The sequence below is a fragment of the Arthrobacter sp. AL05 genome (genome assembly GCF_029960715.1).
In the GTDB taxonomy this organism is placed as follows: Bacteria; Actinomycetota; Actinomycetes; order Actinomycetales; family Micrococcaceae; genus Arthrobacter.
The window spans coordinates 1-26,490 of record NZ_JASBRC010000010.1; the positions used below are offsets into that span (position 1 = coordinate 1).

Consider the following 26,490-nt stretch of genomic DNA (forward strand, 5'->3'; position numbering starts at 1 on the left):
CGCGGCGAAGTAGACGCCCAAGCACCCGCCCAGGCAATCGAAAAATACCGCCTGCACAACGTCAATGCCGGCACCACCGGCAACGCGGGCGGCGACTCCTAGAGTCAGCTCAGCACGGAACGACGGCGGTCCCCACCGGAAGGCGGGACCGCCGTCGTCGTTAATGCCTAACGCCCGGGAACCCGGACACCCCCGGCGGCGGACAATACTGTGATCCAGCACAAAGGCCGTTGTAGCCTTTGCACAAATGGAGCTTGGGCGGCAGGCCCCGTATGCTCGATGCATGTCCGAGCCGATCACCACTGCCGCAAAACGCAAGCCTGCCTCAAGGGCGATGTCTCCGGAGAAGGTTGAGACGCTCAAGAAACTTCGGGCCAGTGTAGGCCAGCTCTCCACCACGACACTGCGCCAGCTGGAGAAGTCCTTGCCCTGGTACAGCCGGCTGAACTCGGACGAACGTTCGGCACTGGGCATGGTGGCGCAAAACGGCATTGCCGCGTTCGTCACCTGGTTCGAACGTCCCAGCTCGCCGTCGTGGATTCTCTCCGACGTTTTCGGCACCGCGCCGACCGAGCTCACCCGCTCCATCAGCCTGCAAAAAGCCCTGCAGCTGATCCGGATTGTGGTGGAAGTGGTGGAGGACCAAGTGCCGGTGATCGCACCGGAAGCGGACCAGGGAGCGCTGCGCGAGGCGGTCCTGCGGTACTCCCGCGAGGTCGCGTTCGCCGCAGCGGATGTCTACGCGCGGGCCGCCGAATCCCGCGGCTCGTGGGATACCCGGCTGGAAGCACTCATTGTGGACGCCATCCTGCGCGGTGAAAACACCGACGCCCTGCGGTCCCGGATTGCCGCCTTGGGCTGGAAAGCGCAGGAGCGCTTCACAGTTATGGTGGGCAACACTCCGTCCGAACCCAATGCCAGCTATGTCAGCGAACTGCGCCGCACGGCCGGGCGTTTCGCCGAAGACGCCCTTGTCGGAATCCAGGGCGACCGTCTTATCCTGATCCTTGGCGGGGTCCACGACCGGGAGACCGCGTACCTGAAGCTGGCTGAACTCTTCGCGCCCGGGCCGGTCGTTTACGGCGCCGAAGCCGGCTCCCTGCTGGAGGCCAGCAGCTCGGCGCAGTCCGCCTTCGCGGGGCTGACCGCCGCCCGTGCCTGGCCAGCCGCGCCGCGCCCGGTTGCTGCAGATGACCTCCTGCCGGAAAGAGTCATCTCCGGCGACGACGCGGCGCGCCGCTCCCTCGTCAAGAACATCTACCGTCCCCTGATCGCGGCGTCCAACGGCCTCGTCGAGACTCTCGGGACCTACCTCGAGCTTGGGCATTCACTCGAGGCCACAGCCCGTGAACTCTTCGTCCATGCCAACACCGTGCGTTACCGGCTCAAGCGCGTCTGTGACGTCACCGGCTGGGATCCGTTGCTGCCCCGGGAGGCTTTTGTGCTCCAGACGGCTCTGGTCGTTGGCCGGCTGGCGACCCCGCCGAAGCCCGCCGTGGAACGTCAGCCGTCGCGCAACAGCCCCTGAGCAGTTGTAGACTTCCTACAAAGTGACCCTGTGAGCTTGGTGCACGAATACACCGATAATCACGCCGTAGTTTGGAAAGCTGGATACGTGCTTGCAATCGTCTGCCCTGGACAGGGCTCCCAGACCCCCGGTTTTCTGGCCCCTTGGCTGGAACTGCCGCCCGTCGCAGGCCATCTGGCCTCGCTCAGCGAGATCGCGGGGATCGACCTCACCGCCCACGGCACCACGTCGGACGAGGAGACCATCAAGGATACGGCTGTTGCCCAGCCGTTGATCGTCGCCGCCGGGTTGGTGGCGGCCCAGTCGCTGTTCGACGTCGAGCTGGCCACCCTCCCGGTTATCCTTGCCGGCCACTCTGTCGGCGAAATCACTGCCTCCGCCCTGGCTGGTGTGCTCACGGAGACCGAAGCCATGACGTTTGTCCGGGAACGCGCCAACAGCATGGCAGCTGCCGCCGCGGCAACCCCCACCGGCATGAGCGCGGTGGTGGGCGGCGACCCGGCCGAGGTCCTGGCCGCGATCGAGGCCTGCGGCGCCACGGCCGCCAACGTCAACGGCGCCGGCCAGACCGTCGCGGCCGGCACCCTGGACCAGCTCAAGGCCCTCGCGGAGAACCCGCCGGCCAAGGCCCGGGTGATCCAGTTGAAGGTGGCCGGCGCATTCCACACCTCGCACATGTCCCCCGCCGTCGCGGCGCTGCGGGCCCTTCGCCCCGCGCTGCACCCGCGGAACCCGCAGGTGCCGCTGCTGTCCAACTTCGACGGCGCGGAAATCACCGATGGTGCCGCCGCCGTCGAAAGCCTGATCGCACAGGTTTCCCGCCCGGTCCGCTGGGACCTCTGCATGGAAACACTCGTGAAGCGCGGCGTGACCGGCGTGATTGAACTGGCTCCGGCCGGAACACTCGCCGGACTCGCTAAGCGGGGTATGCCGGGTGTGAAGACCGTGACCGTCAAGACCCCGGACGACCTCTCCGCCGCCCTGGCCCTATTCGCAGAACTGGAAGGACAGGCATGAGTGTGCCCACATTAAAGCAGGCCCCGCTGCACGAGAACACCCGCGTTATGGGAGTCGGAGCCTACCGTCCCGACGTGATCGTCACCAATGAGGACGTCTGCCAGTGGATTGATTCCTCCGATGAGTGGATCCGCCAGCGGACCGGCATCATCACCCGGCACCGCGCCTCCGCTGACATCAGCGTGATTGACATGGCTGAGGGCGCTTCCCGAGAAGCCCTGCAGAAGGCCGGCATTGAGGCCTCCCAGCTTGGCGCCGTCATCGTCTCCACCGTGACGCACCCCTATGCCACCCCGTCCGCTGCGGCGAGCCTCGCAGACCGTCTGGGTGCCACACCGGCCCCCGCCTTCGATATCTCCGCCGCGTGCGCCGGGTACTGCTACGGCATCGCCCAAGCCGATGCGCTGGTGCGGTCCGGCGCTGCCGACTACGTCCTTGTGGTCGGCGCGGAAAAGCTCTCTGACGTCATCGACAACACCGAGCGAACCATCTCCTTCCTGCTCGGCGACGGCGCCGGCGCCGTCGTGATCGGCCCGTCCGAGACCCCGGGCATCGGCCCGTCGGTTTGGGGCTCGGACGGCAGCAAGTGGGACGCAATCGGCATGACCGGTTCCATGCTGGATCTCCGCGGTCCGGCCTCGGCGGGAGCGCAGGGCGGTGCTCCCGGTACCGGGGAAGCCGCCGTCGCGGATCCGGCGCTTTGGCCGACGCTCCGCCAGGACGGCCAGACGGTGTTCCGTTGGGCAGTCTGGGAGATGGCCAAAGTCGCGCAGCAGGCGCTGGACGCCGCCGGCATCACCGCCGACGATCTCGCGGCCTTCATTCCGCACCAGGCGAACATGCGGATCATCGACGAGATGGCCAAAAAACTGAAGCTTCCCGGGACGGTCATCATCGCCCGGGACATCGCCGACGCCGGCAACACTTCCGCAGCGTCCATCCCCCTGGCCACCCATCGGCTGCTGCAGGAAAACCCGCAGCTCAGCGGCGGCCTGGCACTGCAGATCGGCTTCGGTGCCGGACTGGTCTTCGGTGCCCAAGTCATCGTGCTTCCCTGAGCCCCCGGGTTCCGCCACATTCCCCCGTCTTCACATCCCACAACAAGCCGAACCCTCGGTTTGAGTCATTCCCGCCCGAAGCTGCCGGCACAACGGCAGCCCACGGCAATAACAAGAAAAGGAGCCATCATGGCTAGCAACGAAGAGATCCTGGCCGGCCTGGCTGAAATCGTCAACGAAGAGACCGGCCTCGCCACCGAGGCTGTCGAAATGGACAAGTCCTTCACCGAGGACCTGGACATCGACTCCATCTCGATGATGACGATCGTCGTCAACGCCGAAGAGAAGTTCGGCGTGCGCATCCCGGACGAAGAAGTCAAGAACCTCAAGACCGTCGGCGACGCCGTCAGCTTCATCGCGAACGCACAGGCCTAGTTCCGGCCCCGGCCGGTCCGGGGGCGCAAGTGCACCCCCGGACCGCGCCATGTGCACCACCACCCGCTCCACCCCCCAACGTTTTTCGCAACGCAGGCCCCGGCAGCCTTACCCAAGTCCCGGACACGGCAGGCGCACCGACAGAGAGTGATCCCATGGCACGCAAAGTAGTCATTACCGGTCTGGGTGCCACCACACCCATTGGCGGCGATGTCCCCACGATGTGGAAGAACGCGCTGAAGGGCGTCTCCGGCGCGCATACGCTCGAGGACGACTGGGTGGCCAAGTATGAGCTGCCCGTCCACTTCGCCGCCCGCGCCTCCACCCCCGCCACGGAGGTCCTGAGCCGGGTCGAGGCCAAGCGCATGGACCCGTCCACGCAGTTCGCTGTTGTCGCCGCCCGCGAAGCGTGGGCCGACTCCGGCATCACCGAAATCGACCACGACCGCCTGGCCGTGGCATTCGCCACCGGCATTGGCGGCGTCTGGACCCTCTTGGACGCCTGGGACACCCTGCGCGAAAAGGGCCCCCGCCGCGTACTGCCCATGACCGTGCCGATGTTGATGCCCAACGGCCCGGCCGCCGCCGTCAGCCTTGACTTGGGTGCCCGCGCCGGCGCACACACTCCGGTCTCCGCGTGTGCCTCCGGCACCGAAGCTGTTCACATGGGCCTTGACCTGATCCGTTCCGGCAAGGCCGACGTCGTTGTGTGCGGTGGCGCCGAAGCCGCCATCCACCCGATGCCGATTGCCGCATTTGCCTCCATGCAGGCCCTCTCGCGCCGCAACGACGATCCCGAGCACGCCTCACGCCCCTACGACCGTGACCGCGACGGCTTTGTGATGGGCGAGGGCGCCGGCGCCCTCGTGCTCGAAGCCGAGGAACACGCGCTGGCCCGAGGTGCCCGCATCTACGCAGAACTCGCGGGCACCTCGGTCACCGCAGACGCTTACCACATCACCGCCCCGGACCCCCAGGGCCTCGGCGCCACCCGCGCGCTGAAAGCTGCAATGTTCGACGGGCGTATCCAGCCCGAGGACGTGGTGCACGTGAACGCGCACGCCACCTCCACTCCGGTCGGCGATAAGCCCGAGTACGCGGCCCTGAAGGCGGCTTTGGGCCAGCAGTTGGACAGTGTCGCGGTCTCGGCCACCAAGTCGCAGATGGGGCACCTGCTGGGCGCCTCCGGTGCGGTGGAAGCCGTGCTGACCGTGATGGCCGTGTATGACCGCAAAGCCCCGGTCACCATCAACCTGGAGAACCAGGACCCGGAAATCCCCCTCGACGTAGTTACAACAGCCCGCGACCTGCCCTCCGGCAGCATTGCGGCACTGAGCAACTCCTTTGGCTTCGGCGGCCACAACGCCGTGATCGCGGTGCGGAGCGTCTAGCTCCAACTGCCCGCAGCACGCCGAAATGACAGATGGCGGCAATGTTCTTAGTGAACGTTGCCGCCATCTGTCATCTCGGCGGAGCTATGGGGATGTGGTGCGGTGACTCCTGGCTGGCGGGTCTTAGCCGACTTGGTGCAGCCAGCGTACCGGTGCACCTTCGGCGGCATGCCGGAAGGGTTCGAGTTCTTCGTCCCAGGCTTCGCCGAGGGCCAGGGAGAGCTCATGGTAAACCGCAGAAGGGTCGCCGGCACCGGATTCGTAGGCGTAGCGGATTCGGTCTTCGGAGACCATGATGTTTCCGTGCACGTCGGTGACGGCGTGGAAGATGCCAAGTTCGGGTGTGTGTGACCAGCGGCCGCCATCAACGCCTTGGCTGGGTTCTTCGGTGACTTCGTAGCGCAGGTGCGCCCAGCCTCGAAGAGCAGACGCCAATTGCGCCCCCGTGCCCGGGTTTCCGGTCCACGAAAGTTCAGCCCGGAACATTCCGGGCGCTGCTGGCTGAGCAGTCCACTCAAGATCCGTCCGCTTGTCCACAACGGAACCTATGGCCCACTCAACGTGGGGGCACAGGGCAGTTGGGGCAGAGTGAACAAACAACACACCGCGGGTTAGTGCAACAGACATTCCATCCTCCATAGCTGTAGGTACGTCTTCCCCAACGACCTCTGCCTGGATGTGTGTCTCTTGCTCGGTTCCGCGCTGCGGATGGTCCTCGCCAGACTATTAAATTAGGGCCCGGTTCCTGGTGCTGCTGGAGGCTAAGAGCTTCAAGCGGCACTTGAAAGTTGCCGGGCGTGAGTCTCATTCTGCCGTACGCTACCGCATTACGCCAGTGCACCGCGGCGCGTCTTTCCCGGCGCGCCGCGCAGCGTAACCTCAGGGACCGGTCCCGCTAGCCGGGCCGACGTGCGGCGGCGGGATCAGGCGCGCGGATGGGCCTGCTGATAGCTCTGCCGAAGCCGCTCGACGGAGACATGGGTGTAGATCTGGGTGGTGGCCAGGCTGCTGTGTCCCAGAATTTCCTGCACGGCGCGGAGGTCGGCCCCGCCGTCGAGCAGGTGCGTGGCGGCAGAGTGCCGGAGGGCGTGCGGTCCGGTGGCTGCGGTGTCCCCCAGAGCTTCCAAGAGGTCGTGGACGACGCTGCGGACCTGCCGCTGGTCGACCCGTTTACCGCGCGCCCCCAGGAACAGCGCGGGACCGGAGGCGTCAGTGGCTAGGACGCGACGGCCGCGGCGGAGCCAGTCGTCGACGGCGAGCGCAGCGGGAAGCCCGTACGGCACTGTCCGTTCCTTGTTGCCTTTGCCGAGTACCCGCAAGGTCCTGCGGTCGGGATCGAGGTCGTCCACGTCCAGGCCTGCCAACTCACCGACCCGGATGCCGGTGGCGTAGAGCAGCTCAACCATGGCCCGGTTGCGCAGCGGTACGGGTCCGCCTTCCGCTGCCGCTGATTCCGCATTTCCAACCAGCCGAAGGACCTGCTGCTGGTGCAGCACCCCGGGCAGCGACTTCTCCCGTTTGGGCGCCTTCAGCCGCAGCGCGGGGTCAGCGACGATGAGTTCTTCCCGGACAGCCCAGGCGGTGAAGGCGCGGGCCGTGGCGGACCGGCGGGCCAAGGTGGCACGGGAGATGCCCGCTTCGCTTTGGGCTCCGAGCCAGCGCCGCAAAGTGCCAAGCTCCAATCCTCGCAGCTCCTCCACTCCTTCAGAGGCGGCATACTCCAGAAGAGAACCGACGTCGGAGAGGTAGGCGCGCACCGTATGGGGAGATCGCCCGCGTTCGGCCTCCAGGTAACGGCCGAAGCGCTGGCCGGCGGTGGCCAGTACGGCCGGGATCTGCTGAGTGGACACTCCCCTACTCTCGCAGTAATCGCCCGGTGGTCAGGGAGCCCGACGGCGAGCCGTTGGTCGGCTGCCCTCCGTGGCACTCCCGGCCATGTCCCCGGACCCTCACCCGGCCTTCCCGGACCGCTTCCAGCCGCCGCGGTGCGCTTCGGCCAGTCCCAGGAGCCCGAGCCGGCCCAGGCCCGCGCGGACGGAATCGAGGCTGAGTCCCGCGACGGTGGTGAGCTTGTCCACCGAGGTTGTGGTTCGCAGCGGCAGCGCGTCGAGCAGGATCAGGTCCTCCAGAGTCAGCCCATCCTGGACTGCTGCGTGGCCGGTCTTGTCCTCGGGCAACGATTCGCCGCTGGGAGAGGCAAGCTCCGCAATCTCTCCCGCGTCAGTGACGCAGACTGCACCGCCTTCCCGGAGCAGCCGATGGCAACCTGCGGAGTTGGCGCTGTGCACCGAGCCGGGAACTGCCCCGACTGCCCGGCCCAACGCTTCCGCGTGGTGTGCCGTGTTCAGCGCCCCCGACCTCCACCGGGCCTCCACCACAACCGTGACCGAGGCCAGCGCGGCGATCAGCCGGTTCCGTTGCAGGAATCTGTACCGCGTCGGGGCAGAACCGGGCGGAACCTCGGCCAGGACTGCCCCCTGGTTCGCGACGGTCCGCAGCAGGTCCTCATTGCCGGCGGGATAGAAGCGGTCCACTCCCCCTGCCATCACGGCGATGGTAGGCAGGCCGCCGTCGGTTCCGCCGGCGAGGGCGGCTCGGTGGGCGTGTGCATCGATCCCGTAGGCGCCGCCCGAGATAATCGTGAACCCCCGCTGCGCCAGTGAATACGCGAGATCGCCTGTTACGGAGGCGCCGTAGGAGGTGCTGTCCCTCGAGCCAACCAGTGCAACGGATGTGGCAGGCGGCGGCAGCTCCTGTTCATTTCCTCGCCACCACAGACAGATCGGCTCCTGCAGTCCGAGGTCTGCCAACTGGCGGGGCCATAGTTCGTCGGAGGGCATGACCAGGCGCCCGCCAAGCCTCAGGATGGTGGCAAGGTCGCGTTCGGGGGCCAGGTCCTGGACTCGCGGTGCCCAGCGCTTCCGGGCCGTCGCCAGCCCCGTCCAGCCGCCGGCGGACCCGGTCTCCTCCAGGAGGAGAAATATGTCACGCTCCAGTTCCGTGCCGGCGTGAATCTCACCGGTGGCAATTCTTAGCGCATCCGCAGCGCCGGCGATGCGCACCAGAGCCAGGCCGGTGCAGTCCTGCGGCTCAAAAAGCCGCGACAACGCCGCCCGGGCGGTCCGTTCATTCTCTGTCATGGTGGCGTCCTTTTACACGATGGCTGGATAGGGGCTGCCGCTTGACCGTGCCGGCAGGCAGGGGCGCTCAGGCAGCAGGGGTTGCCTGCCGGAGGCTGAGTGCCAGCCCGATGTCGTCTGCTGCCGGGATGTCGTGGTCGGCCAGATCCGCCACGGTCCAGGCCAGGCGCAACACCCGGTCGTAACCGCGGGCGGTCAGCATCCCGCGCTCCAGGGCATGGTCCAGGATCCGGGTTGCGGGAGCACTGAGGCGGAGGGCGCCCCGGAGTACACGACCGGGCACTTGGGCGTTAGTCTCCAAGCCGAACGGCAGCAGCCGCTGAAGCTGCCGTGTCCGGGCAGCCCGGACACGGGACGCAATGGTGGCGGTATCCTCCTCCACCCCGGGCTGGCCAAAATCGGCCAACGACACCCGCTCCACCTGCAGCTGGATGTCGACCCTGTCCAGCAGTGGCCCGGACATCCGGGCCAGATACCGCCGGCGCATCGTCGGGGTACAAATGCAGTCAATTCCTTTGCCTGTGGCCTTGCCGCAGGGACACGGATTAGCCGCGAGAACAAGCTGGAAGCGGGCAGGGTACGCCGCTGTCCCAGCCGAGCGGTGCAGTACGAGTTCGCCGCTCTCCAGCGGCTGCCGGAGCGCATCCAGGACCCGGCGCTCGTATTCCGGCGCCTCATCGAGGAACAGCACACCTCGGTGCGCCCGGGAAGCGGCCCCGGGCCGTGGGAGCCCGGAGCCACCGCCTATTATGGCCGCTGAGGTGGCGGTGTGGTGGGGGTTCTCATACGGCGGCCTGCGCACCAGTTGCAGGGAGGACGAGGCCAGTGAGCAGAGCGAATGGATGGCAGTGACTTCCATTGCCTCGGCGTCACCAAGGTCCGGCAGGAGGCCGGGAAGCCGCTCGGCCAGCATCGTTTTCCCGGCTCCCGGCGGGCCGGTCAAAAGCAGATGGTGAGCGCCGGCGGCGGCGACTTCCAGGGCCCTGCGGGCATCCGCCTGGCCGGAAACGTCGCACATATCCGGTGGTGTGAGGCTCGGCCCCTCTGCTTCGGCCCGAGGTTCGCCGGTCCCGGGATCGGGCTCGAAGTCGAGGGCCAAATCCTGCGGATCAGCACCGAAATCGAAGGCCAGCCGGGCCAGGGTGGCGTAACCATGCACCCGCGCGCCGGGCACGAGTTCAGCTTCGGCGGCGTTTGCCCGCGCCACAACAATGTCGCAGTAGCCTGCCCGCACCGCAGCCATCACGGCGGGAAGAACCCCGCGGACGGGCCGCAGCCGGCCATCCAGCCCCAGTTCCGCGATGAACACTGTCCGGCCGGTGGAACGCACATCATTGGAAGCCAGCAGGACCGCCATGGCGATGGCTAGGTCGAAGCCGGAGCCGCGTTTTGGCAACGACGCCGGGATGAGGTTGGCCGTGATTTTCCGCCGGCTCAGCGGAATGCCCGAGTTCTGGGCGGCGCTGCGGATCCGTTCCTTCGCTTCGTTCAGGGACGCGTCGGGCAGACCCAAAATGATGAACGCCGGGAGGGTCTGGCCGATGTCGGCTTCGACTTCAACGATGTAGCCGTTGAGCCCCACAAGCGCCACGGAGTAGCTCCGCCCGAGAGCCACCTACCCCACCCCTTTGAGGTGTTCGATAGTGGGCTCGCCGATGCCGTCGTCGAGGACGGCAATCACATCCAGTCGGCGCAGCGGTGCCCGCCGGCTGTGGTCGCGGCACCACGCGGAAGCGAGGCGGTGCAGCCGGGCCAGTTTGTCCACGCCGACGGCTTCGAAAGGATGCCCATAGTCCAGGGAGCTGCGAGTCTTCACCTCTGCGATGACCAAGGTGTCGCCGTCGAGGGCAACAATGTCTACTTCGCCCTCGGAACACCGCCAGTTGCGGTCCAGGATCCGCATGCCGCGGGCTTCCAGGTATCCGGCCGCGAACTCCTCGCCCCGCCGGCCCAGCACGTCTTTAGCTCTCATGTAACCAGCGTGCGGCGGCGGCGCGGGGCAGCCTAGGGCGTCAGGACGCTATGTGGAAAACCACGGCGGCGAAAGCGTTGGCCAGAGGAGTGCGCTGCCGCCCCGGCAGTACCGCGGTCATCGCCGGTAAACCGGGTCAGTTCCCCAGGTCGCCGACCTTGGGAAGGCCGAGCTCCTCGTTGCGCGGGAGCTCTTCGACGTTGACGTCCTTGAAGGTAATTACGCGGACGCTCTTGACGAAGCGGGCGGAGCGGTAAACGTCCCAGACCCAGGCGTCCTGGAGCGTCAGGTCGAAATAGACCTCGCCGTCGGCACTGCGGGCCTGCAGGTCAACATGGTTGGCCAAATAGAAGCGCCGTTCGGTCTCGACCACATAGCTGAACAGGCCGACAACGTCGCGGTATTCGCGGTAAAGCTGCAGCTCCATGTCGGTTTCATAGTTTTCAAGGTCCTCGGCACTCATGGTTCCATCTTGCACCATCCGGCGTGGCCCGCGCGCCACGGTCCGTCCCGCGGCGGGCCCCGGACCCTCCCCGGCGGTCCCGCAGTCGCCCCGGCGGCAAGTTTGATAACCGGCGCCGGGGCGGTGACTAGAGCAGCTGCCAGCTCACCCGGTGGTACGGCGTGGGCCCTGCGGCTCGGAGCGCATCCTTGTGTATGGCCGTGCCGTAGCCCTTGTTGACGTCCCAGCCGAAGGCCGGGTATTCGCTGTGCAGCCCGCGCATGATGCCGTCGCGTTCGACTTTGGCCAGGATGGATGCGGCCGCGACACTCAGGCACTGCATGTCCGCCTTGACCAGTGTGTGCACCGGCGCGTCGCAGCCCGGTTCCACCGGGCCGTCCTCGAACAGGGATGGCTGGGCCACCGGCGAGAGCCAGTTGTGGCTGCCGTCCAGCAGCACAACGTCAGGGGTGACCCCGGCGGCGAGGACGGCGAGCCAGGCACGGGTGCCGGCGAGCCGCAGCGCCGCGACGATGCCGACGTCGTCGATCTCTTTCGCTGTGGCGTGCCCAACGGCGTTGGCCACACTCCAGCTCCGGACCAGCGGCACCAGCCGCTCACGGTCCGCCACCTTGAGCAGCTTGCTGTCCCTAACGTCGGCGAGCAGCACCTGCTGCTCGAGGTCCACCACAGTGATTCCCACACTGACGGGTCCGGCGAGGGCACCGCGGCCCACCTCGTCAACGCCCGCGACGAGTCGGGCGCCCGCATTTCGGAAGCGGCGCTCGTAGTCGAGGGTGGGGGCTTGGGACATCGCTGCTGCCGCTACTTTCCGGCCGGCGCGGGTACGTCGCGGAACACGTCGGGGTAGTTGTCGAGGCCGCCGATGCGGTTCAGCGGCCACGCAATGACGGCCGCCCGTCCTTCGATGTCGGCGATGTTGACGAAGCCTCCGTTGCTGTCCGGGTGGGCGCGCGAGTCGGCGGAATGATTCCTGTTATCGCCCATGACCCAAACCTTGCCGTCGGGAACCACAACATCGAAGTCGCGGGCCTGGGGCACCTCGGCGGGGTTGATGTAGGACTCGTCCAGCGGCGCGCCGTTAACCATCAGCCGGCCCCCGGCGTCGCAGCAGACCACGTGGTCGCCCGGAAGCCCCACCACGCGCTTCACCAGGTGCTGCTCCGAGTTGTCCGGCAGCAGACCGATGAATGTCAGGCTGTCCTGCGCCCAGCTGAACGGACCAGCCGCCTTCTGTGCCGCAGGAACCAGCCAGCCCTGGGTGTCCTTGAACACCACGACGTCGCCGCGCTCCAGGGCGAACGGTTCCGGGACCAGAAGGTTCACAAAGATGCGGTCGTTGACGTCCAGGGTGTTGACCATTGACTCGGACGGAATGTAGAAGGCCCGGAAGAGGAAGGTCTTGATCAGGAAGGACAGCACAATGGCGACGAGCACCACGGTGGCCACTTCCTTCACCCAAAGGAACAGCGGACTGTGCCGCTCCTGGGCTTTCGCCTTGCGGGCACGCTTCGACGCGCGACCCGCATGGGCGGGTCCGCCCGCGGCCGGAAGATCCGCAGCGTGCTCCCTGGCTGGGATTGCCGAGGAAACCCAGGGCTCGTCCTGGCCCTGCGGATCGGGATTCCGGGGTCCGGTCTCGGGCATCTACTGTCCGTTCTTCGCTGTCGTGGTGGTGGCCGCGGACGGCCGAGCTACTGCTGCAAATCTATCAAGCGGCCAAATGATCTGAACCGGCCTGCCAATCACGCGCTCCAGCGGCACCATGCCCCCGCCTGGGGCGCCCAGAAGGCTGCGGGAATCGGCGGACAGGGAGCGGTGGTCCCCCATCAGCCAGAGGCGGCCGGGCGGAACGAGCACGGAGAATTTCAGTTCGCTTGGGGCGTCCCCCCCGTACAGATAGGGTTCCGCAACTTGCTGGCCGTTCACTGTGAGGTGGCCGCCGGCGTCACAGCAGACCACGTGGTCACCGGGAAGGCCGATGACGCGTTTGACGTAGCTTTCATCTGCACCTGACACGCCGACCCAGTGCCCCACGCCGCTGAGAAAGTCCAGCACCGGGCCGTTGCCGCTGTTGAGCGGGGCGAAAGAGCCGCGGCCGTCGAAGACAACGACGTCGCCGCGGCCCACCGGCTCGGCCCGGAAGTCCGTTCGGGACACCAGGATCCTGTCCCCCTCGCGCAGGAGCGGCTCCATCGACGCGGAGGGGATGTAGTAGACGTCGAGCCAGACTGAGCGGACCAGGCCGCTGATGAGCACGGCCAGCAACACGGCCAGCAACACAAAACGCCAGCCGAGTTTCCTGGGCTGGCGTTGTGTGTGTTCCATGATCCGTATCCTCCAGCGCATTTATGACGCAAACAGCGCTGTCAAGGATGTTCCGGCGCTGGCCGGACACGGTCGGTGGACCACTAGTAGTCCGGAAGGACTTACTTTGCGGGCTGGAAGTCGCGCTTTTCCTTGATCTTCGCGGCCTTGCCACGCAGGTTGCGCATGTGGTACAGCTTGGCGCGGCGCACGTCGCCCTTGGAGACGAGCTCGATCTTGTCGATGATCGGGGAGTGCACCGGGAAGGTACGCTCCACACCGACGCCGAAGGAGACCTTGCGGACGGTGAAGGTTTCGCGGAGACCGTCGCCGTGGCGGCCCAGGACAAAGCCCTGGAATACCTGGACACGGGAGTTCTTGCCTTCGATGATGTTCACGTGAACCTTGAGGGTGTCACCCGCGCGGAACGTCGGAACATCGGTGCGCAGCGAGGCTGCGTCTACGGAATCGAGGATATGCATTGATTCACTCCTGGTGAACGCCACAGGTCCTTCACGTTAGGTCACGGCGGCCAAGCCCGGGCGCAAGAGCGGCCCGGAAATTCCCGCCGAAAAAGTGTCGCTCCGGCCCTGTCAGGAATTGACGGAGCCGGGGTGCCGCGCTGTTGGTGACGCTCCCCCTGTGGCAGGTTCGCAACCCAGCAGGCACAAGGACTAATTTTGCCACACCCGGGGCCATCCAGCCAATCCGGTCAATCGGATTGGCCGCCGGCGTCGGCGCGGCGCAGCAGGCGGCCGTCGACGACGTTGTATCCGAGGTCCGCGAAAGCGGTACGGTCCGCGCGCGGCAGCTTGCCGGCGTCGAACTCCGCAAGCAGGTCCGGACGGCGTTCGGCGGTACGCCGGTACTGTTCGTGCCGGCGCCACTGGGCGATCTTGCCGTGGTTGCCGCTGAGCAGCACCGCCGGAACCTCACGATCCCGCCAGCTGGCGGGCTTGGTGTAGACGGGGTACTCGAGCAGCCCGTCCGAGTGCGATTCCTCGACGAGGGATTCGGGGTTGCCGACGACGCCGGGCAACAGGCGTCCGATGGCCTCCACCATCGCCAGGACCGCCACTTCGCCGCCGTTGAGCACGTAGTCGCCCAGGCTCATGGGGCGCACGTCGAAGTGTTCGGCGGCCCATTCCATCACGCGCTCGTCGATGCCCTCGTAGCGTCCGCAGGCGAACACCAGCCGGTCTTCCTCCGCCAGCTTGTGGGCCGTGGCCTGGCTGAACCGCTCCCCCGCCGGCGATGGCACGATCAGGACCGGCTTCGCTGCGCCGACCGGCCGGTCCGCAGCGACGGCGGCCAAGGCCTGGGCCCAAGGTTCGGGCTTCATGACCATGCCGGCTCCGCCGCCGTACGGGGTGTCGTCAACGGTTCGGTGCCGGTCCGCGGTGAACCCGCGGAGGTCGTGGACGTTGAGCTCCAGCAGCCCGTCCTGGCGGGCCTTGCCAATCAAGGACAGTTCCAACGGTGCCAGGTACTCGGGGAAGATGCTGACGACGTCGACCCTCATTTAGGCGACGTCTCCTGCGTCGTCGGACACTGCCGCAGCGGACGACGCGGGGGCGGTGGCGGACCCGGCAGCATTGGTCGCCGCGGGGGCGGACGCCGGCGTGTCGCCGGTCTTGGCCTCGTCCTCGGCATTGACCTCAAAGAGTCCCGGCGGCGGGGTGACCAGGACGTAGCCTTCCCCGACATTGACCTCGGGGACAATCTGCTCCACAAACGGGATCAGCACTTCGGTGCCGTCGGCAGCGGTGACTACGAGCAGGTCCTGGACCGGAAGGGTCCGGAGGCCGGAGACCTTGCCGACCACCGCGTCCCCGACGCGCACCTCCAGGCCTTCGAGTTCGTGCTCGTACCAGCCTTCATCATCGTCATCATCGTCGAGTTCTTCGGTTTCAACAAAGAGTTTGGCGCCGCGGAGGGTCTCCGCCTCATTGCGGGTCTCGATCTCTTCGAACGCCAGCAGCAAAATGTCCTTGTTCCAGCGGGCACTGAGGACGGTGAGCGTCCCTGTTGTGGCCGGCTCCACCACAAACTGGGTCCCGGGGACGAAGCGGTCGCCGGGCGCATCGGTGAGCACCTGGACAGTCACTTCGCCGCGGATGCCGTGGGGCTTGCCGATTCGTGCCACCTGAAGCTGCATCTGTTCCTCTGTTCGGGTAAATGGGGATGTGGATCTAGGGGGAAAACAGTCCGGCCCCTCCACCATTATCTGGTGAAGGGGCCGGACTCAAGACAAATGCTGCTGAAAGCGTTACCGGCGGCGGTCGGTATCGACGACGTCGACCCTGACCGGTTCGCCGTCCGTCAGCGCCGCCACCACAGTGCGCAAGGCGCGTGCGGTGCGGCCCTGGCGGCCGATCACCCGTCCGAGGTCGTCCTGATGAACGCGCACTTCGAGGGTGTCCCCGCGGCGGTTGTTCTTCGCACTGACCTTAACATCCTCAGGACTGTCAACGATCCCGCGGACGAGGTGTTCGAGCGCTTCTGCCAGCAATTTACTCAGCCTCGGTGGTCTCTGCTGCTGCGTCGGCGGGGGCCTCGGCTGCGTCGTCCTTCTTGGCCTTCTTGGTGATGGCTTCCGGGATAATCACGGAACCCTTTTCCGGGGTAACGAAGGCAGCCTTGGGAGCCTTGGTCTTCAAGGTGCCCTCCTGGCCCGGGAGACCCTTGAACTTCTGCCAGTCACCGGTGATCTTGAGGATCGCGGCGACCTGCTCGGACGGCTGTGCGCCGACGCCGAGCCAGTACTGGGCACGGTCCGTGTCGACCTCGATGTACGAGGGCTCTTCGGTCGGGTGGTACTTGCCGATCTCTTCGATGGCACGGCCGTCACGCTTGGAGCGTGCGTCCATGACGACGATACGGTAGTACGGTGCGCGCATCTTGCCAAAGCGCTTAAGGCGAATCTTTACGGCCACTTTTGTGGTCACTCCTGTTTCTGAAACGGGGTCGAGCCCGGCGTTCTGCACCCGTGGGGCGGGCCGTACTAGGGGGTTCTAAAAGGACAAGATCCGGACGCGGAGAGAGGGGCCACGCAGATCAAGTACCTGTCCATTGTGCCAGATCAGCGCGGGGATTTCGACTTGACACCCGCAACCGGTCCGGTCAAAGGACATCCGGCGCGTCAGGACGTCCAGACGTAGAGCCCGGACTTGCTGGCGGGGTCGACGGCGGCGGCAAGGTCGGCGAGCTGGCGGACATAGCGGACGGCTTGCTCCGCACCAAAGGGCATGTCCTCCTCGGCCGCCCAGCTTTCGGCGACGTCGTCGAGGATTTCGCCTTCACCTTCGGTCTCATAGCTGAGCAGTTCCGCCAGCGCGCGGACCATCGCCGGCGGGACCCCGAGCAGGGAATCGCTGGCGACGTCCACCATGGCCAGCTCGTAGTCGGCGCCGGCTGCGTGGACGGCGGTTCCCGCCAGGTCGCCGAGGCGCTCTATTTCAAAGTCGGTAATCTCGGCAATCCGCACCGCCGCGGAAATGGCTGCAGCCCCGCCGTCGAGTGCGGCTGCACGTTTGAGGGCTTCATCGTGGGTGGAGACAAAGACTTCGGTGAATCCCATGGAGCTCGTCCTTAGTTGTCTGGCGGCGCCGGGCCGCATTGCTGGCGTCTCTTCAGCCTAACCGCTTCACTGCAGCCGCGCCCGGGATGGACATGCCCTCCGCCGCCCGCAACCACTGGACATATCCCCGCTATGCCCACTTCCGGCCGCGACCAGTGGACACGTCCAACTCCCCTGCCGGCCACCAGTGGACATGTCCAGAGCCTTGCCCAGCCCGCTTCCGCGCTCAGCGCACGGCGACGCGGATCCGGTTCCGCCACGGGTCCTCGAAGCGCAGTTCAGCCCCGGTGTGGTGGGACTGGACCCCTGCAGCCTTGAGGCGGTCCGCGAGGGCCCCGACGTCGTCTCCGGCCGGTACTTCGATCAGCACCTCGCCGAGCCCCAGGGTGTCCCGGCGGGGTCCGGCGCCCCGGCTGTTCCAGACGTTCATGGCCATGTGGTGGTGGTAGCCGCCGGCCGAGACGAACAGTGCTTGGCCGTGCATGGCCAGCGTTTTTTCGAATCCGAGGGTGCCGACATAAAAATCCTCGGCGGACCGGACGTCGCCGACCTGCAGGTGGACATGCCCAACGCCGGCGCTGGCCTCGCGCTGCCCGGCCACGGACTCCTCGGTGAGGAACTCTTCCAGGTAGCGCTGTGGCGGGAGGGCCAGGCTGTCCATCATCACGTTTTTGCCGTCCCAGGACCAGGCGTCACGTGGGCGGTCCCAGTACAGCTCGATCCCGTTGCCCTCGGGATCCGTGAAGTAGAAGGCTTCGCTGACCAGATGGTCGGCGCTGCCGCTGAAGGACTGCGGCTGGTACTGCGCGGCGCTGGCGACGGTGGCGGCGAGGGACTGCTGGTCCTCGAACAACAACGCGGTGTGGAAGAGGCCGGCCTCGCCGCGGGACGCGGCCCTCAGTCCGGGCGCCGGCGCGAGGTGGACCAGCGGCTTCTGCCGGCGCCCGAGGTAGAGGCCGCCGTCCTGCTCGGCCACGATGTCCAGGCCGAGGGCGCGCTGGTAGTAGTCGGTCATAAGCTTCAGGTCGCCAACCTTGAGCATCACGGCGCCCATCGTCAGGGCGGCCGGAAGGAGATCCTGGGTGCTGGCTTCTGCGGTCATGTGATCACTCCGGTGCTTTGAGGGCCACCGACGCTCGATGACCTAGATATATATCTAAAGTACTTGAAGCTTCAACTTATTCCAAGTGAGCCGGGTTTATCCCTAACGGACCGGTTCGCCGCGCAGCACGATGTGCCTCAGCTCCTGCAGTGCGGCCAGGTTGCCGCGTGGATCCTCTGTGCAGACCAGGACGTCGGCGCTGGCGCCGTCGGTGATACCGGGCGCGCCCAGCCAGTCCCGGGCGGCCCATGCGCCGGCGTCGAGCGCCGCAAGGGCCGGCAGCCCGGCTGCGTGCAGCGCCTGGATTTCATCAACGATGCGCCCATGTCTAATAACGCTTCCGGCGTCCGTCCCGGCATAGATGGCGACGCCGGCTTCGAAGGCCTCAAGGACACGTTCTGCCCGGCGCTCCCATAAGGCGCGCATATGCTCCGCGTACCGGGGAAACTTTGCCTCGGCCTGTGCGGCGATGTCGGGGAAGGTGGCGATGTTAATGAGCGTGGGGACGATCGGCACACCCTGTTCGACGAATCTCGGAAGATGCCGCGGCAGCAGGCCCGTGGCGTGTTCGATGCAGTCGATTCCGGCGTCCAGCATGTCATCCAGGGTGCTTTCGGCGAAGCAATGGGCCGTGACCCGGGCGCCTTCATCGTGGGCGGCCCAGACGGCGTCCTTGAGCACCGCCGCGGGAAACGAGGGGGCGAGGTCGCCGTCGTCGCGGTTGATCCAGTCCCCCACCAGCTTGACCCAGCCGTCGCCGGCGCGCGCCTGCTTGCGCACGGCTTCCACCAGCTCCCGGGGCTCCACCTCGACGGCGAAGCCACGGAGGTACCTCCGGGTCCTGGCGATGTGCCGGCCGGAACGGATGATGCGCGGTAGCTCCGTCCGGTGCTGGAGCCAGCGGGTGTCGTGGACGGCTCCGGCGTCGCGGACCAGCAGGGTGCCGGCGTCACGGTCGGTCCTGGCCTGTTCCTCCGCCAGCTGCGCCGGCACGTCCCCGCCCGGACCCAGTCCGATGTGGCAGTGCGCGTCAACCAGCCCGGGGATGACCCAGCCGTCGAGAACGAGGTCCGGGGCGAGTGCGGGACGGTCAAAGGTCAGCAGGCCGTCGACCGACCAGAGGCCCCGGCGTTCCCGGTCGGGGCCGGTAAGGATGGGTCCGGTGAACTCGATGATGCGGGTCATGGGATCAAGCCTATTGCGCAGGGCGCTTCCGGAAACGGCTAGGAGGCATGGGCGTGCTGTTGCCGGCCGACATCGGCGATAAACGCCCGGATCAGCCGGTTTCCCTCCGCCGAGTCCTGGGGCCTGTGCCCGCCCGCCGCTGTGCGGTGCACGGCACCGGTGTCACGCAAATAGCCTGCGATCTCTTCATACAGCGGTTCCCAGCCGCCGGTCAGCACCAAAGTGGGGACACCGGGGACGATCTGCAGCGGAGCTTCCCAGGCCGGAGCCTGGAGACGCAGGCGGCACGCCTCACGCTGGTCTTCCGGGTTCGGGTCACCGAGGCCCGCCTGGGCCGGGCTCTGGGCCGCAAACACCCGGCGGACGAATTCGCGGTGGAAGTCCTCATCGCTTAGGTGCTGGCGGACCTCGAAGAGCGGCTGCATCAGCGCCCGGTGCGCTGCCGTCGCCGGCAGCTCCGCGGTGAGTGACAGACAGGCCGGCTCCACCAGGGTCAGCGAGTGCACCAGCTCAGGCCGTTCGACGGCGGCCATCATCGCGGCGATGGCCCCCTGGGAGTGTGCCACAACGTGTCCGCCGGCCTGGCCGCGGCCGTCGTCGGCCAGGGCCCGCAGCACAATGGCGGCATCGGCGCAGAAGTCCGTTTCCAGCGGCTCCTCGACCGGGTCATACCCGTGCCGGCGCAGGAACAGGGCGTCGTAGCTCAGCGCCATACCATGCTGTTTCGGCCACGCGGCAGCGCCGAAACTGCCCGCCCCGTGGACGAAGACTACGCGCTGCTTGAACATGGTCTAACCCTATGGCACCGGTCCGACAACGGGCCGCCGACATCGCTGCCGCCAGCGCCTATTTGCCGCCGCCGAGGAACTTGTCAAAACCCTTGGGCAGGTTCAATTGGGAGGGGTCGAAGTCTGTGCCCTGCTGCCCGAACGAGGCACCGGTCGGCAGTGCCTTGGCACCCTCGGTCCGGCGGGCCTGGGCGTCCTTGAGCTCCTGGGCGGCCTTGGCCGGGTTGCCGGAGCGGGCTTTTTTCTTGGGCGCGCTCTTTCCGCCCTTGCGGGCCCCGCCGCCACCCATCCCCGGCATCCCCGGCATTCCGGGCATGCCGCCGCCGGCAGCCATCTTCTTCATCATCTTCTGCGCCTGCATAAAGCGTTCCAGCAGGCCGTTGACCTCGGACACGTGCACACCGGAACCGCGCGCAATCCTGGCCCGGCGGGAACCGTTAATGATTTTGGGTGCGACACGTTCGTGCGGCGTCATGGAACGGACGATCGCCTCGACGCGGTCGATCTCGCGCTCGTCAAACTGCTCGAGCTGCTGCCGGATGTTCTGCGCTCCCGGCATCATCATGAGCATCTTCTTCATGGAACCCATATTGCGGATCTGCTGCATCTGGGCCAGGAAATCGTCCAGGGTGAAGTCTTCCTGGTCGGCGAATTTCTTCGCCATCCGGGCAGCTTCGTCCTTGTCCCAGGACTTCTCCGCCTGCTCAATCAGGGTCAGCACGTCACCGAGATCAAGGATGCGTGAGGCCATCCGGTCCGGGTGGAAAAGCTCGAAGTCGTCCAGGCCTTCACCGGTGGACGCGAACATCACCGGCTTGCCGGTGACGGAGGCTACCGAAAGCGCGGCACCGCCGCGGGCGTCGCCGTCGAGCTTTGAGAGCACAATACCGGTGAAGTTGACGCCTTCGTCGAAGGCCATGGCCGTGTTGACGGCGTCCTGGCCGATCATGGCGTCGACCACAAACAGCACTTCATTCGGAACGATGGCCCGGCGGATCTGGCGTGCCTGTTCCATCATCTCGGCGTCGACGCCGGTCCGGCCGGCGGTATCCACGATCACAACATCGTGCAGCGTCCGCTTTGCTTCTTCGACGCCGGCACGGGCGACGGCGACCGGGTCGCCGGCCGGGTGGTCCAGCTCGGTGGAGGTGGCGCCGGGGTGCGGGGCGAAGACCGGCACCCCGGCACGCTGGCCCACCACCTGGAGCTGCGTGACGGCATTGGGGCGCTGCAGGTCGCAGGCCACCAGCATGGGGCTGTGGCCCTGCGCCTTGAGGTGCTTGGAGAGCTTGCCTGCCAGCGTTGTTTTGCCGGCACCCTGGAGACCGGCCAGCATGATGATCGTGGGGCCGGTCTTCGCGAGGCGGATCCGGCGGGTTTCGCCGCCCAGGATCTCGACGAGCTCCTCGTTGACGATCTTGACGATCTGCTGGCCCGGGTTCAGCGCTGCGGAGACTTCCGCTCCGAGGGCCCGCTCGCGGACCCTGCCGGTGAATTCGCGGACCACCGGAACGGCGACGTCGGCGTCCAGGAGGGCGCGCCGGATTTCGCGGACCGTAGCGTCAACGTCCGCCTCGGTCAGGCGGCCCTTGCCACGGAGGTTCTTGAAGGTTGCTGTCAACCGGTCAGAGAGTGAATTGAACACGCGCCGTGCACTTCTTTCAGTGGATCTACAGTTGGCGGCCGGTCCGGCTCGCCAGTGTCGCGACTGAGGTTCGCCTGAACGAACCGCCTCGACAACGGGACTCGACTATCTAGGGTACCAAGACGCGCCTTGATGATGGCATGCTGACGTAGGTGACCAGTCAAAATTCAGTAAAGACCCTGCTCATCCTGGGCGCCTCGGGCGACCTGACCGGCAGGCTGCTGCTGCCGGGTCTCGCCCGGCTCGTCTCCCGGGGACGTGCCGGCGGACTGACCCTGGTGGGCGCCGGCTCGGATCCCTGGACCCCGGACCAATGGGCCGAACGCCTCGAAGAGTCCTTCGCCGACGCGAACTCCCAGGCCGGTGCAGATGGCCGGCGGGAGCTGAAGCGCATCCGCGGCACCACCAGCTACCGCCGGATCGACGTCACCGCGGCCGGGCAACTGGCCGGCCTGCTGGCGGAGCTGCAGGGGCCCGTGGCGGTCTACTTCGCCCTGCCGCCGCATATCAGCCAGCTGGCGTGCGAGGCGCTGGATCCCGGCCAGGTGCCCGCGGGGACCCGCCTGGTGATGGAAAAACCGTTCGGTTCCAGCGAGGAGTCAGCCCGGCACCTCAACGAAACCCTGGCCGCGCTGGTCCCGGAGGACCACATTCACCGGGTGGACCACTTCCTGGGCAAGGCGACGGTTCTAAATATCCTGGGGCTCCGGTTCGCCAACGCCTTCCTGGAGCCGGTGTGGAACCGCGAGCACATCGAACGGGTCGAGATTGTCTTCGACGAGGACCTCGCGCTGGAGGGCCGGGCCCGCTACTACGACGGCGCCGGCGCCCTGCGCGACATGATCCAGAGCCACCTGTTGCAGATCATGGCATTGATGGCGATCGAGCCACCGGCCTCGGTACATGAACGCGATCTCCGCGATGCCGTGGCGACGGTGCTGCGGGCCAGCAGCATCAAGGCGCCCTTCGCGAAAAGCACCCGCCGCGCCCGTTATACCGCGGGATCGATCGACGGCCGGAAGGTACCGGACTATGCCAAGGAGGACGGCGTAGACGCGTCCCGGGGCACGGAGACGCTGGCCGAGGTCGAGGTGCAGATCGAGAACTGGAGGTGGCAGGGTGTCCCCTTTATCCTGCGCTCCGGAAAGGCCCTGGGCACCCAACGCAAGGAAGCCGTGGTGACCTTCCGCCCGGTCCCGCAGCTGCCCAAGGGCTTCAGCGGGGTGGCTTCCCCCAACCAGCTCAGGATCGGCTTCGGACCGGACACACTCCAGTTCGACGTCGATGTAAACGGCCCCGGCGACGTCCTCAGCCTGGACCGCGCCACCCTCAAGGCTGAGCTCAGCGCCTCCGATCTGCTGCCGTACGGGGAGGTGCTCGAAGGGGTCCTGACCGGGGACCCCCTGCTTTCGGTCCGCGCCGATACCGCCGAAGACTGCTGGCGCATCTTGGGGCCGGTCTTGAAGGCCTGGGACCGGGACAGCGCACCGCTTGAAGAGTACGCAGCCGGAAGCGGCGGACCGGAGGGCTGGCTGGCCTGAGGGCCGCCGCTGTGCTTCCCGCCGGAGCCACCGGGACAGAGAAGAAGCGGGCCGGGTACCCTTCCAGGTTCCCGGCCCGCTTCTTGTTGAGCGCCCGGCTAGATTGCCGCCGCTCCGCGTTCCCCGGTGCGGACCCGCACCGCTTCGAACACATCCATCGTCCAGACCTTGCCGTCACCGGCGCGGCCGGTGTTCGAGCTGGCGATGATGACATCGAGGATGTCGTCTGCCTGTTCGTCGGTCGCCAGCACCTCTACCCTGATCTTGGGCAGCAGGTCCACGTTGTACTCGGCGCCGCGGTACACCTCGGTGTAGCCGCGCTGCCGGCCGTAGCCGCTTGCTGCGCTGACCGTGAGGCCCTGCACGCCGTAGGCTTCAAGCCCTTCACGGATAGTGTCGAGTTTTTCCGGCCGGACAATTGCTGTGATCAGTTTCATGCCTCCACACTTTCCTTACCCGCTGCTGCGGTCGTTTTGCCGTTGGCTGCCGGGTCCACCGTCCGGGCGGCCGGGGCCGCTGCGGCCTGGGCCTTGCCGGTAATGAGTTCGTGCAGCGGCGTGAAGCTTCCGCCGTGCCCGCCGACTCCGAATTCGTAGGCCGTTTCGGCGTGCAGGCTCAGGTCCACGCCCACCACTTCCTGTTCCGGGGAAACCCGGAAACCCATGGTCTTGTGGATCGCAAACGCAATGATCGAAGTCATCACTGCGGAGTAGGTGATGGCGATGCCGGCCACTGCGAGCTGGGCCCAGAGCTGGGTGAAGCCGCCGCCGTAGAAGAGGCCGCCGCCGACACCATCAGCCGGGAGGGCGATAAAGCCCAGGGCCACGGTGCCGATGATGCCCGAGACAAGGTGGACACCAACAACGTCAAGCGAATCGTCGAAACCCCAGCGGAATTTGAGACCGACGGCGAGCGCGGAGGCCACACCGGCCACAACGCCGAGGCAGAGCGCACCAACCGGGCTGACATTGGCGCAGGCCGGGGTGATGGCGACGAGGCCGGCGACCACACCGGAGGCTGCGCCGAGTGAGGTGGGGTGACCATCGCGGATCCGTTCCGTGACGAGCCAGCCGAGCATTGCCGCGGCGGGGGCCGCCAGGGTGTTGACCCAGATCAGGCCGCCCTGTTCCGCCGTCGTTGCTGCGCCGCCGTTGAAGCCGAACCAGCCGAACCACAGGATGGCGGCACCGAGCATCACAAAGGGGATGTTGTGCGGGCGGTGGTTGGGGTCCTTGCCGAAGCCCTTGCGGTTACCGATGATCAGCACGAGGATCAGTGCTGCTACACCGGCGTTGATGTGGACCACGGTGCCGCCGGCGAAGTCGATTGCCGGGCCGAGGGCCTTGCCGATGGCGCCGTCCGCGCTGAACAGCCCGCCGCCCCAGACCATGTAGGCCAGCGGCGCGTACACCAGGGTGACCCAGACGGGGACGAAGACGGACCAGGCGCCGAACTTGGCGCGGTCAGCAATTGCGCCGCTGATCAGTGCGACGGTAATGATCGCGAAGGTGGCTGCGTAGCCGACCTTGATGAGCCCGTCAGGGGTGTTGATGCCCTCCAGACCGAAAGTGGCAAAAGGATTCCCTACTATTTGCAGGAAGCCCTCGCCGGAGCTCATCGAGGAGCCCCAGAGCACCCAGACGACACCAACCATGCCGATGGAGATAAAACTCATCATCATCATGTTCAGGGCGGCCTTGGCGCGCGTCATGCCGCCATAGAAGAATGCGAGTCCGGGTGTCATGAACAGCACGAGTGCTGCTGCCACCATTAGCCATACGTGACCTGCGGTAAGTTCCATGGTGCACGTCCTCCTTGCTTGGATGCGGTCGGAAAGTTAATGTTGCGGAATTCTCCGCGTGCCTCAACGCGGTTTGCGTTCTAAGAAGATCTTGGCGGGAGCGTGTTTCGCCGGCAGAGAATTTAGATTGCCGGCGCGTTACAAGAACCTCCCGGAAGTAAATGGTGCAAATCCTTCTTGTTACGGTTATGTTTCACGCGTTCCACCGCGCGCCCTCCCCCGCCCGATTCCCCAGGAAGCCACCACCATGAGTAAGTCCCCCCGCCCCGCGGGATCACCGCCCCGGGCCGACACACTGAACAGCGGCAAGGCGGTGCTGCCCCGGGACATCAAGGTGATGCTGGTGGCCGCTTTCCTGATCGCCCTGGGCTTCGGCCTGGTGGCGCCGGTACTCCCCCAGTTCGCCACCACGTTCGACGTCGGCGCGACGGCGGCCGCTGTGATCGTGAGTATTTTCGCCTTTATGCGGCTGGTCTTCGCACCTGCCGGCGGCGCGTTGATCGTGCGCCTCGGCGAACGGCCGGTCTATGTGGCCGGATTGCTGATTGTTGCAACGTCGACGGCGGCGTGCGCCTTCGCGCAGGACTACTGGCAGCTGCTGGTTTTCCGGGGCCTCGGCGGCGCCGGCTCGGTGATGTTCACGGTGGCCTCGATGGCCCTGGTGGTCAGGCTGGCGCCGCCGGAGAGCCGTGGCCGGGTTTCCGGCGCCTACGCCTCGGCGTTCCTGATCGGCAACGTGTGCGGCCCGGTGGTGGGCGGGCTGCTGGCCGGCTTTGGTCTGCGGGTACCGTTTCTGGTCTACGCGGCTGCCCTGATCCTGGCAGCCCTCGTGGTGCAGACCCAGCTAAGTCATGTGCCGGCCGCCGCACGCCGGGACGGGAACGCGCTGCCGGCGATGGAGCTCGGGGCGGCGCTTCGGGACAGCGCCTACCGGGCCGGGCTGTTCTCCAGCTTCGCGAACGGCTGGGCAACCTTTGGCGTCCGGATGGCCACGGTGCCGCTCTTCGCTGTCGCCGCCCTGAACGCCGGCCCGGAATCTGCGGGCTGGGCGCTGGCAATGTTCGCCGGCGCCAACGCGGTGGCGTTGACGTTCTCCGGCAGGCTCGCGGACAGCCTGGGCCGCAAACCGATGATGATCGCCGGCTTGCTGGTCACCGGGACCGCCACGGCAACGATCGGGTTCACGCACGAGCTGCCGTGGTTCCTCGCCGCCACCGCGGCCGCCGGAATCGGGTCAGGCCTGCTGGGCCCGGCCCAGCAGGCCGCCATGGCCGATGTGATCGGCAACGAGCGCTCCGGCGGAAGGGTCCTGGCAATCTTCCAGATGACCTCCGATAGCGGCGCGATCATCGGCCCGGTCCTGGCCGGTCTCCTCGCGGACCGGTTGGGCTACGGCTGGGCGTTTGGGGTCACCGGCGGTGTCCTCATCGCGGCTGCCGCAGGCTGGCTGCTGGCCCGCGAAACGTTCCAGCGGCCGGCGGCGCGCGGCGCCTGATCCCAGCTAGGGCTTCCGGACCGCTGCCGGGTCCGCGTCAACGCTCACCGGCGGACTTCGTTAGGCTGGTGCCAGTCCCCACCCAGAAGCCGGAGAAGTTTG

General features: G+C 66.8%; 28 protein-coding genes. 7 read left to right on the top strand and 21 right to left on the bottom strand.

Annotation, left to right across the window (positions count from 1 at the left end; translation table 11 throughout):
- The first annotated feature begins 283 nt into the window (after window positions 1-283).
- From QK287_RS12800 to fabF, 5 genes are all read left to right on the top strand, one after another.
- On the top strand, window positions 284-1,528 hold the full coding sequence (locus tag QK287_RS12800; protein WP_282360306.1) for a helix-turn-helix domain-containing protein: 1,245 nt from the start codon (window positions 284-286) through the stop codon (window positions 1,526-1,528).
- Window positions 1,529-1,615: 87 nt separating this feature from the next.
- Window positions 1,616-2,545 (top strand): ACP S-malonyltransferase, encoded by a 930-nt coding sequence (locus tag QK287_RS12805; RefSeq protein WP_282360308.1) that lies wholly within the window; start codon window positions 1,616-1,618, stop codon window positions 2,543-2,545.
- Window positions 2,542-3,603: a beta-ketoacyl-ACP synthase III gene (locus QK287_RS12810; RefSeq protein WP_253032544.1), complete on the top strand. Its 1,062-nt coding sequence runs from the start codon at window positions 2,542-2,544 to the stop codon at window positions 3,601-3,603. Before QK287_RS12805 ends, QK287_RS12810 begins: the two co-directional genes overlap by 4 nt.
- 129 nt (window positions 3,604-3,732) lie before the next feature.
- Window positions 3,733-3,978, top strand: a complete 246-nt coding sequence (locus QK287_RS12815) for an acyl carrier protein (protein WP_018773434.1) — start codon at window positions 3,733-3,735, stop codon at window positions 3,976-3,978.
- A gap of 155 nt (window positions 3,979-4,133) precedes the next feature.
- Window positions 4,134-5,369, top strand: coding sequence for a beta-ketoacyl-ACP synthase II (fabF, locus tag QK287_RS12820; protein ID WP_282360310.1), 1,236 nt, complete (start codon window positions 4,134-4,136; stop codon window positions 5,367-5,369).
- A 123-nt stretch (window positions 5,370-5,492) separates the two neighbouring features.
- Here fabF and QK287_RS12825 read toward each other — a convergent pair whose 3' ends face one another.
- The 19 genes from QK287_RS12825 to ffh form a co-directional block, all read right to left on the bottom strand.
- Window positions 5,493-5,996 carry a DUF3145 domain-containing protein gene (locus QK287_RS12825; protein WP_056426723.1) on the bottom strand — a complete coding sequence of 168 codons (504 nt, stop codon included), beginning with the start codon at window positions 5,994-5,996 and terminating at the stop codon, window positions 5,493-5,495.
- Between the two features lie 296 nt (window positions 5,997-6,292).
- The gene (locus QK287_RS12830; protein WP_282360311.1) at window positions 6,293-7,219 is read right to left on the bottom strand and encodes a tyrosine recombinase XerC; all 927 of its coding nucleotides are present in this window, start codon (window positions 7,217-7,219) and stop codon (window positions 6,293-6,295) included.
- A 99-nt stretch (window positions 7,220-7,318) separates the two neighbouring features.
- On the bottom strand, window positions 7,319-8,509 hold the full coding sequence (dprA, locus tag QK287_RS12835) for a DNA-processing protein DprA (RefSeq protein WP_282360312.1): 1,191 nt from the start codon (window positions 8,507-8,509) through the stop codon (window positions 7,319-7,321).
- 67 nt (window positions 8,510-8,576) lie between these two features.
- Window positions 8,577-10,124: a YifB family Mg chelatase-like AAA ATPase gene (locus tag QK287_RS12840; RefSeq protein WP_282360313.1), complete on the bottom strand. Its 1,548-nt coding sequence runs from the start codon at window positions 10,122-10,124 to the stop codon at window positions 8,577-8,579.
- Window positions 10,125-10,481 (bottom strand): YraN family protein, encoded by a 357-nt coding sequence (locus QK287_RS12845; protein WP_282360314.1) that lies wholly within the window; start codon window positions 10,479-10,481, stop codon window positions 10,125-10,127.
- A gap of 136 nt (window positions 10,482-10,617) precedes the next feature.
- Window positions 10,618-10,944 carry a DUF2469 domain-containing protein gene (locus tag QK287_RS12850; RefSeq protein ID WP_226773354.1) on the bottom strand — a complete coding sequence of 109 codons (327 nt, stop codon included), beginning with the start codon at window positions 10,942-10,944 and terminating at the stop codon, window positions 10,618-10,620.
- A gap of 127 nt (window positions 10,945-11,071) precedes the next feature.
- Window positions 11,072-11,737, bottom strand: a complete 666-nt coding sequence (locus tag QK287_RS12855; RefSeq protein ID WP_282360315.1) for a ribonuclease HII — start codon at window positions 11,735-11,737, stop codon at window positions 11,072-11,074.
- Between the two features lie 11 nt (window positions 11,738-11,748).
- Window positions 11,749-12,591, bottom strand: coding sequence for a signal peptidase I (gene lepB, locus QK287_RS12860; protein WP_282360316.1), 843 nt, complete (start codon window positions 12,589-12,591; stop codon window positions 11,749-11,751).
- Window positions 12,592-13,272 carry a signal peptidase I gene (lepB, locus tag QK287_RS12865; protein ID WP_282360317.1) on the bottom strand — a complete coding sequence of 227 codons (681 nt, stop codon included), beginning with the start codon at window positions 13,270-13,272 and terminating at the stop codon, window positions 12,592-12,594.
- Window positions 13,273-13,373: 101 nt separating this feature from the next.
- Window positions 13,374-13,733: a 50S ribosomal protein L19 gene (rplS, locus tag QK287_RS12870; RefSeq protein WP_282360318.1), complete on the bottom strand. Its 360-nt coding sequence runs from the start codon at window positions 13,731-13,733 to the stop codon at window positions 13,374-13,376.
- A 230-nt stretch (window positions 13,734-13,963) separates the two neighbouring features.
- A complete protein-coding gene (gene trmD, locus QK287_RS12875; protein ID WP_282360319.1) occupies window positions 13,964-14,773 on the bottom strand; it encodes a tRNA (guanosine(37)-N1)-methyltransferase TrmD in 810 nt (269 codons plus the stop codon).
- A complete protein-coding gene (gene rimM / locus QK287_RS12880) occupies window positions 14,774-15,409 on the bottom strand; it encodes a ribosome maturation factor RimM (RefSeq protein WP_282360321.1) in 636 nt (211 codons plus the stop codon).
- A gap of 111 nt (window positions 15,410-15,520) precedes the next feature.
- A complete protein-coding gene (locus QK287_RS12885) occupies window positions 15,521-15,763 on the bottom strand; it encodes an RNA-binding protein (protein WP_253032537.1) in 243 nt (80 codons plus the stop codon).
- A 1-nt stretch (window position 15,764) separates the two neighbouring features.
- Complete coding sequence (gene rpsP / locus QK287_RS12890; protein WP_104175432.1) at window positions 15,765-16,187, bottom strand: 30S ribosomal protein S16; 423 nt, start codon at window positions 16,185-16,187, stop codon at window positions 15,765-15,767.
- A gap of 206 nt (window positions 16,188-16,393) precedes the next feature.
- Window positions 16,394-16,831 carry a hypothetical protein gene (locus QK287_RS12895; protein ID WP_226773362.1) on the bottom strand — a complete coding sequence of 146 codons (438 nt, stop codon included), beginning with the start codon at window positions 16,829-16,831 and terminating at the stop codon, window positions 16,394-16,396.
- A gap of 226 nt (window positions 16,832-17,057) precedes the next feature.
- Window positions 17,058-17,933 (bottom strand): VOC family protein, encoded by an 876-nt coding sequence (locus QK287_RS12900; RefSeq protein ID WP_226773363.1) that lies wholly within the window; start codon window positions 17,931-17,933, stop codon window positions 17,058-17,060.
- 102 nt (window positions 17,934-18,035) lie between these two features.
- Window positions 18,036-19,118 (bottom strand): amidohydrolase family protein, encoded by a 1,083-nt coding sequence (locus QK287_RS12905; RefSeq protein WP_282360322.1) that lies wholly within the window; start codon window positions 19,116-19,118, stop codon window positions 18,036-18,038.
- 38 nt (window positions 19,119-19,156) lie between these two features.
- The gene (locus QK287_RS12910; RefSeq protein WP_282360324.1) at window positions 19,157-19,906 is read right to left on the bottom strand and encodes an alpha/beta hydrolase; all 750 of its coding nucleotides are present in this window, start codon (window positions 19,904-19,906) and stop codon (window positions 19,157-19,159) included.
- Window positions 19,907-19,964: 58 nt separating this feature from the next.
- Window positions 19,965-21,551, bottom strand: coding sequence for a signal recognition particle protein (ffh, locus tag QK287_RS12915; protein ID WP_226773366.1), 1,587 nt, complete (start codon window positions 21,549-21,551; stop codon window positions 19,965-19,967).
- Window positions 21,552-21,703: 152 nt separating this feature from the next.
- On the opposite strand from ffh, the gene QK287_RS12920 reads away from it, so the two are divergent.
- Complete coding sequence (locus tag QK287_RS12920) at window positions 21,704-23,092, top strand: glucose-6-phosphate dehydrogenase (protein ID WP_226773367.1); 1,389 nt, start codon at window positions 21,704-21,706, stop codon at window positions 23,090-23,092.
- Between the two features lie 98 nt (window positions 23,093-23,190).
- On the opposite strand, the gene QK287_RS12925 is transcribed toward QK287_RS12920, so the two are convergent.
- Together QK287_RS12925 and QK287_RS12930 are read right to left on the bottom strand one after the other, a co-directional pair.
- Window positions 23,191-23,529: a P-II family nitrogen regulator gene (locus tag QK287_RS12925; protein WP_175320845.1), complete on the bottom strand. Its 339-nt coding sequence runs from the start codon at window positions 23,527-23,529 to the stop codon at window positions 23,191-23,193.
- Window positions 23,526-24,893: an ammonium transporter gene (locus tag QK287_RS12930; RefSeq protein WP_282360328.1), complete on the bottom strand. Its 1,368-nt coding sequence runs from the start codon at window positions 24,891-24,893 to the stop codon at window positions 23,526-23,528. Before QK287_RS12930 ends, QK287_RS12925 begins: the two co-directional genes overlap by 4 nt.
- A gap of 247 nt (window positions 24,894-25,140) precedes the next feature.
- Here QK287_RS12930 and QK287_RS12935 point away from each other — a divergent pair, with 247 nt between their 5' ends.
- Complete coding sequence (locus tag QK287_RS12935; protein ID WP_226776238.1) at window positions 25,141-26,388, top strand: MFS transporter; 1,248 nt, start codon at window positions 25,141-25,143, stop codon at window positions 26,386-26,388.
- Window positions 26,389-26,490: the final 102 nt, after the last annotated feature.